This window comes from Bradyrhizobium sp. 159 (assembly GCF_023073795.1).
GTDB lineage: Bacteria > Pseudomonadota > Alphaproteobacteria > Rhizobiales > Xanthobacteraceae > Bradyrhizobium.
Genome location: NZ_JADPKE010000070.1, coordinates 1 through 6,230, shown reverse-complemented (window position 1 = coordinate 6,230; position 6,230 = coordinate 1). Strand labels below are relative to the sequence as shown.

Sequence of the window (6,230 nt, the reverse complement as noted above, 5' to 3'; positions counted from 1 at the left end):
GATGTTGTTCGCGCACCTCAAGCGCATTCTCAAGCTCGACCGTTTGCGTTTACGAGGTCCAAACGGCGCGCGTGACGAGTTCATCCTCGCAGCCACCGCTCAAAACCTTCGAAAGATGGCCAAGCTGATCCCGATGCCCAAGCCGAGGCTCGCATAGAGGCGGTTGAGCAGTTCGGCCAAGCCGCGACGGAGCTATTACAACTAAATACTGCCGGCCTTTTCAACAGAATCGGCCAACAGCAGACTCACGCATCGCAGAAACTCCCATTGCTATTCAATCACCTTGTCGGCGCGCGCAAGTAGCGTTGGAGGAACGGTGAGGTCGAGTGCCTTGGCCGTCCTGACGTTGATCACTAATTCAAATTTGGTCGGCTGCTCAACCGGCAGATCGGAAGGCTTAGTGCCTTTAAGAATCTTATCGACGTATCCGCCTGCACGACGCCAAAAGTCTGGGAAATCAGGACTGTATGAAATTAATCCGCCGCCAGTAGCGTACTGTCGGCCGAGGTACATCGGTGGGATGCGATGCTTGGCTGCCAGTTCAGTAGTTCGCATGCTGTTGCGACTGATCAAGGCATCGCCGAAAACGATCATTGCATCCACGTGCTGAGACGCAGCCGAGGCAAAGGCGATGTCTAACTCCTCCGCAGTTGTCGCCTCTACTACGGGCGGAGCAATTCCGAGTTTTCGGGTAGTTTGAGGCAGCTCTTCAGCTATTACTCTCTTGTGGATTGGATTGCTTTGGATTAGCCAGGACCGGGCGCAGGCCGCAGCGAGTCTCAATCGCTGCGGCCCTTTTCGTCTAGCCCGCCGGCGGGAACCGGCGGGCCATAGAGCTTCACATAGTCCCGTGCCTGATCGCCGCGCCATCGAGGGATCGACGCTGCCAAGGATGGTTCGTCGTCGTACTCGTTGTCCACGGTATAGCCGGGCGCTCCAGCTGGTTTGATGGTCGGCCGGTCGCACTGCAGCACCGAACTTCAGCACCGAACTTCGGTCGGCAGTTCATGTTTCGGCTCAGTCACACCGGCGCCTACTCAGCTGTAAAAGATCAATGGCAAGCAGATGTAGGTCCAGCAGAACAGGATGGCCAAGCCGCCCAGGACTATGATGTCTTCAGTCATGTCGAATGCCGCCATTTTCCTGATATTGTCCGACGGAATTTGCGAAGACAACCTGAGCACGTGCACGACAGCAGCCCGCCGGAGCACGTAGGCCGCGAGCCGCCCCTCCCTGCATAATGCGGTGTCACACGAAAAAAACCGGCGTACCGAGCTTAGGCGCCCCACCCTTCACGACTTATTTTGACCACTTGGCAGCTGACAGTCAGTGTGATTGCGGCCGAGCGCTCGTAGCCATAGCAGGAGCAGACGTTGTTTTGGACAAGCTAGAGCCCAAATCGGCGCCCCGCTCAATCCTCAAGCATACGCCCACATTGGTCCTGGCCCAACGGGGCCTAGTCCTGGTGGGGAGCGAGGGTGAACTGGAAGACGGCCCCCCGAGGCTTATTCCTCGTCACCCACAACCGTCCGCCATGAGCTGCGATGATCGACCGACAAATGGCCAAGCCCATCCCTAAGCCGTGCGATTTGGTCGTGTAGAACGCTTCGAAAACGCGTTCTTCACTCGTCGGGTCGAGCCCCGGGCCCGAGTCTCTCACGGAGACGCGTACATCGCCCGCAACATCCCTTTCCGTGCTGATCTGCAGCTCCCGCGAGCCGTCCTCAACGCTGTTCACGGCGTCGATGGCATTAAGGATCAGATTCAGGAGCACCTGCTGCAGCTGAATGCGCTCACCTTCGATCTGCGGCAGGTCCTCCGCCAGTTGCGTCCGCAGCGAAATCTTATGCCTCACCGCCTCGCTTCGGACCATGGCGACGACGTCCAGCACGGCTTCGTTGAGGTCGAGGCGGCTTCTGGGTACCGGCGCTTTCCTGACCATAGCACGGATACGGTGGACGATCTCGCCAGCTCGTCGGCTATCTGCGACAATGTGCTCGAGGGACTCGCGGGCCTTGTTCAGATTGGGCGGGTTAGCGCGCAGCCAGTTCAAGGCGGCGTCCGCATTGGTGAGCACAGCCGAGATCGGCTGATTGACCTCATGGGCAATCGAGGCCGTCAGCTGCCCAATCGTCGCGACACGACTGACATGAGCGAGTTCGACCTGGGTCTTTTGCCGTTCAATGACAGCCTTCTTGAAAATTTCGATCGCACCCGCCATCGCGCCGATTTCGTCACGCCGATCAATCCCTGGCACGTCGATGCTAGTGTCGCCCTTGGCGAGTGCGGTCATGGCGCCGGTCATTCGGGTGATCGGCGTCGCGATAGCGCGCGTGAGTAAAATGCCCATCAACACCGCGATCAGGAGCGAGGCTGCGGCGCCCAGCGCGGTCGCCGTGTATGCAGTGGCGTACGCCTGCTTCTGCACGGCGTCGCGCCTTGCCAACAGATCGCGCTCAGCCTCCTCGATTTCGTTCGCCTTGGCGCGGATGGCGTCCATCGCAGCCTTGCCGGTCGACCCCTCCAGCGTGCGTGCGTCCTCGCGCGTCTCGGGGGTCGCCATCAGCGCGATCTCGCGCTCGGCGGTCTCGATGCGCCACGTGGACGCCAGCTCGTTCAACTCATCGAGCCGGTTTTGCTGGTCTTGGTTATCCGAAGTCTGTGCTTTTAATTTCCGGATCGCCGCACTGAAGTTGTCGCCACCCCTGCGATACGGCTCCAAGAATTTCTCGTCGCCACTGAGCAAATAGCCGCGCAGACTCGTTTCTTGATCAAGCGCTGCGGCCACCGCCCTCTCTAGCGTGTCCAACACGTCAGTGGTATGGACACGCCAGTTTTTGGCCTCTTCGATCACGCCGAGTCTGTCATATACGATTGCGCCACTCACAAATATGACGGCTATCACGGCTGCAAACGCGGCCATCAATTTGTGCAAGATCAGCAAATTCGAGAAAGGGGACACAGTGACCCTCAAGGCCGAAATCAGCGGCCGAACAGCTGGCTAACTCAAGATTGCTCCCACGCGGTGGCATTCGCAAGAATTTGGCATGGGACTGTGATAGGGGCAAAGCAGCGCAGCCTTCCCCTGAGTGGAGCATACAGCATCTCGTCGGACAACTGGGAAATTCTAGGCATGCGGTGCCGTCGGACACAACAGGCCCTATATCGATGCGACCTTCATGATCTCCAATGTTCCGCGCCAGATCATCTCAACTGCCACATAGAGAATGACGGCCAGTCCGACGTAAGCGAGCCATCGATGCGTTTGCAGAAGGCCGGCAATGAAAGAAGCGGCCAGGCCCATCATTGCGATGGAAAGCCCCAAGCCGAAAATCAAGACCACGGGATGGTCGCGTGCCGCCCCTGCGACCGCAAGGACATTGTCGAGAGACATGGAAGCGTCGGCCACGATAATCTGCCAACTCGCTTGGAATAGCGTTTTGCGGGGTTTGCTTTCTGCAATGGCCCCTATGGTCCCTTTCCAAACAGTGGACCCTGCGGGAGACGTGCGCAACTCTCGCAACATTTTCCAACATACCCACAGCAACAGGATCCCGCCAGCGAGCAGAAGGCCGACGATCTGCAGGATTTGCGTGGCTATCCCCGCTAAGAGAAGACGCAATATCGTCGCGGCGACGATCCCGATCAAAATGGCCTTGGCTCGTTGCGCTTGAGGAAGTCCCGCTGCAGCAAGGCCGATGACGATGGCGTTATCACCAGCGAGCACAAGATCAATCAGAACGACCTGCACGAGTGCGCTAAGAACATCCGTATGAAGATGGTCTATCAAGGGTTATGGTCCCAGGTTCGGCTCCGAGCGAGGCGCGTATTTATCTGCCAGCTCGACCCATACAAGTTACCTCCAAAGCCCTTATACAGATCCAGTTCTAGTCCATCGCGGCTCGATCGCTAAGGTAACTATCTCCGGCAGCGGCGTCCGAATGTGGTCCGGCGGTCTGCCCGAAAAGCAGTGCTACTTGATCTGGCTCGCCAAAAATCGCTGCGGCGCAACCGATCATTGTGAACGCACCTGCGATATCCCAGAGAGAAATTTTGCTCACCGTTGCAGTCCCTGACTTTGCCAGGGCCAAGAGCGCGGTGATCATCGCGTCCGAGAAAAACAGAAGACTCAGCGCTGGTAAGACGAGTTGCGAGTCCAGCAAGAATATTATCAAAAGGGCCGGAGCCGCGACCAGCATGCTCAACAGCACGAAGATGCAGAATGTTTCTCGCCAAGGAGCATTCCAACTTGCATGAGAAGCGATCATTTGATCCTCCTGCATACGAGCATCTTATTGGGCCACTTACTTTGCGGAACGACCTTGTTCCAGTTGACGGTTCTTTTGATTCTTGCAGCTAATGTTTTTTGGTCCTACTGCGCCGCCCCTCAATCAGCGTAAGAACGCCAGCGGTCATTACGGCAACAACGACGATGGCTGCCAGCCCCTCGACCGAGGCCAGAGACTTAAACCACTTGATCCAAATCTCAATCATGTGCTGGCCCCTCTGAAGAGCGCACCCACGATCGATAAAATCCTCTCTAAAGACGACCACCGCAATCAGAAAGACAATGCTACGCATTGTCGCGCGCGTTTTAACCGCGCGGCAAGATGACCGCGAGCCGTTTAGCACGCACGAAATTCGGTAGCGTTGCGGCCTGATCACCCACAGGACGCGCGCCCGTCAAAGCATCGCCGGCGACGGCTCGGCCCGGTTGTCCAGGTGGCCGCTGCATCGCTGTTCGCTACGCTAATGTCCTTACCTGATGCCGACCACCGAAGAGAAAGCCGCCGGGCACGTCGGACACCTCCAAGCTCGGAGATCGCGCATGCCGCCGCCGGAACGTCGCTCTAAAGCCGGGTCTGCTCGCCACCCCTTGTGCGGTATCGCCTTTCGCAAATACGGCTGATGAGCGAGGAAACTTTTGCGGGCCGGTGCGTTCGTTGTCGTACAAAGTGCGCGCTGCGATGGGGAGGACTGCTATGCGAACCACGATCGTTGCGATGCTTGTAGCTGTTGGAATTACGTTAGCCTTGCCAGGGCTGGCCCAGCAGCCGACGGCACCGAACCCGCAGATGCAGGAGGAGGCGGACAAGGGCATCAAGACCCGCCAGTCCGGCGAGTCAGGCTATGTCGGCGAGCAGGAAAAGCCAGGTGCTTCTGCTCATCCTCCTGGAAAGAGTGACACTGCTGCGCCGACAACCGGCCCAACCAGTGGCACCTCCACGCGGACCCCAAGTAGCGGCGAAAAGCAGCGGTGAGCTGAGCCTCGCCGAGGCGCGCGCGACCGCGCCTGGCGTGTAGTCCCTTGCTCTTGCGTCTCGCTCGAGAAGGCACACGTGCCTGACTTCGAGGCTCTACAGTGGGGATAGAGACGGACCAATGCGAATTCCGAAGCAAACGCGACGGTCGATTTTTTCGCCATGCTCGGAGCGTTTCTAACGGCGAGGAGGTTCGCTGCGGCGCAGGAAGACCAGCCCGGCAGCAGCGATCGGCCGAGGAAAGGCGACCTTCTTGTGGTCTCAGAGCGTGACCGCGCCGGCAGCATCATCGTGTCCGACGACGTGAGGCTCGGTGAGGCGCCGCTGCATGCCTGGCCAAAGGACCCAAAGACTTCGGTTGTCCGCAACGGCTCGCGGCTCAACGAAATCCTCCTCATAAGGCTTGATCCCGGGGACATGGATGAGGAGACCCGCTCGCGCTCCGCGGAGGGCATTGTAGCCTATTCGGCGATCTGTACTCATGCCGGATGTTCTGTCACCGGCTGGCTGAAGTCGGACGTAGGCGACAACGACGTTCTCAAGTGTTTTTGTCACAATTCCGAGTTCAATCCCCGGGAAAGCGCGCAGGTCGTGTTCGGGCCCGCGCCTCGACGTCTGGCGGCATTGCCGCTGGCAATAGCCGACGGCTCGCTCACCATCGCTGCAACATTCGTTGGAAAGGTAGGTGCTCAACAAGCAGGGTGACGAGTAGTCGCATCGGATTCCCGTGCCACAGCTGTTCGCATTATTTATGGTCGGCAAGAGAAAGAGCTTAGGGAGATGACGTCCATGACCAAAAGGCAATGGCTATTGTCAGGTTGTGTTGCGTGCACGACCTTTTTCTCGACCGCCTCATTCGGTGGTCCGATCGAAAATTACAGTCCAGTGACACAAGCCAGGCTGGAAAATCCGGAACCTAGTAACTGGATGCTGTACCGACGCACCTACGACGGGCAGGGCTACAGTCCG

6 protein-coding genes and 2 pseudogenes are annotated in these 6,230 nt (G+C 58.3%); 4 read left to right on the top strand and 4 right to left on the bottom strand.

The window, feature by feature from the left end:
• Positions 1 to 157, top strand: a pseudogene (locus IVA96_RS19515) (IS5/IS1182 family transposase); the annotation flags it as partial.
• 113 nt (positions 158 to 270) lie between these two features.
• On the opposite strand, the gene IVA96_RS19510 reads toward IVA96_RS19515, so the two are convergent.
• From IVA96_RS19510 to IVA96_RS19495, 4 genes are all read right to left on the bottom strand, one after another.
• Positions 271 to 870, bottom strand: coding sequence for an ABC transporter substrate-binding protein (locus IVA96_RS19510; RefSeq protein WP_247418723.1), 600 nt, complete (start codon positions 868 to 870; stop codon positions 271 to 273).
• 586 nt (positions 871 to 1,456) lie between these two features.
• Positions 1,457 to 2,923 carry a CHASE3 domain-containing protein gene (locus IVA96_RS19505; RefSeq protein ID WP_247418721.1) on the bottom strand — a complete coding sequence of 489 codons (1,467 nt, stop codon included), beginning with the start codon at positions 2,921 to 2,923 and terminating at the stop codon, positions 1,457 to 1,459.
• Positions 2,924 to 3,160: 237 nt separating this feature from the next.
• Positions 3,161 to 3,790 (bottom strand): TerC family protein, encoded by a 630-nt coding sequence (locus IVA96_RS19500; RefSeq protein ID WP_247418719.1) that lies wholly within the window; start codon positions 3,788 to 3,790, stop codon positions 3,161 to 3,163.
• Positions 3,791 to 3,887: 97 nt separating this feature from the next.
• A complete protein-coding gene (locus IVA96_RS19495; RefSeq protein WP_247418718.1) occupies positions 3,888 to 4,268 on the bottom strand; it encodes a hypothetical protein in 381 nt (126 codons plus the stop codon).
• Positions 4,269 to 4,982: 714 nt separating this feature from the next.
• Between IVA96_RS19495 and IVA96_RS19490 the strand changes: the two genes are divergently transcribed.
• The 3 genes and pseudogenes from IVA96_RS19490 to IVA96_RS19480 form a co-directional block, all read left to right on the top strand.
• Entirely contained in the window at positions 4,983 to 5,261 is a 279-nt protein-coding gene (locus IVA96_RS19490; RefSeq protein WP_247301723.1) for a hypothetical protein, read from the top strand.
• Positions 5,262 to 5,423: 162 nt separating this feature from the next.
• On the top strand, positions 5,424 to 5,966 hold the full coding sequence (locus IVA96_RS19485) for a ubiquinol-cytochrome c reductase iron-sulfur subunit (protein ID WP_247418716.1): 543 nt from the start codon (positions 5,424 to 5,426) through the stop codon (positions 5,964 to 5,966).
• An 84-nt stretch (positions 5,967 to 6,050) separates the two neighbouring features.
• Positions 6,051 to 6,230, top strand: a pseudogene (locus tag IVA96_RS19480) (PQQ-dependent dehydrogenase, methanol/ethanol family); the annotation flags it as partial.

Excerpts from the sequence above, each read along its gene's own strand:
- IVA96_RS19490 (WP_247301723.1), top strand. The coding sequence starts at position 4,983 with ATGCGAACCACGATCGTTGCGATGCTTGTAGCTGTTGGAATTACGTTA.
- IVA96_RS19485 (WP_247418716.1), top strand. The coding sequence starts at position 5,424 with ATGCTCGGAGCGTTTCTAACGGCGAGGAGGTTCGCTGCGGCGCAGGAA.
- IVA96_RS19505 (WP_247418721.1), bottom strand. The coding sequence starts at position 2,923 with ATGGCCGCGTTTGCAGCCGTGATAGCCGTCATATTTGTGAGTGGCGCA.
- IVA96_RS19495 (WP_247418718.1), bottom strand. The coding sequence starts at position 4,268 with ATGATCGCTTCTCATGCAAGTTGGAATGCTCCTTGGCGAGAAACATTC.
- IVA96_RS19510 (WP_247418723.1), bottom strand. The coding sequence starts at position 870 with ATGGCGCGGCGATCAGGCACGGGACTATGTGAAGCTCTATGGCCCGCC.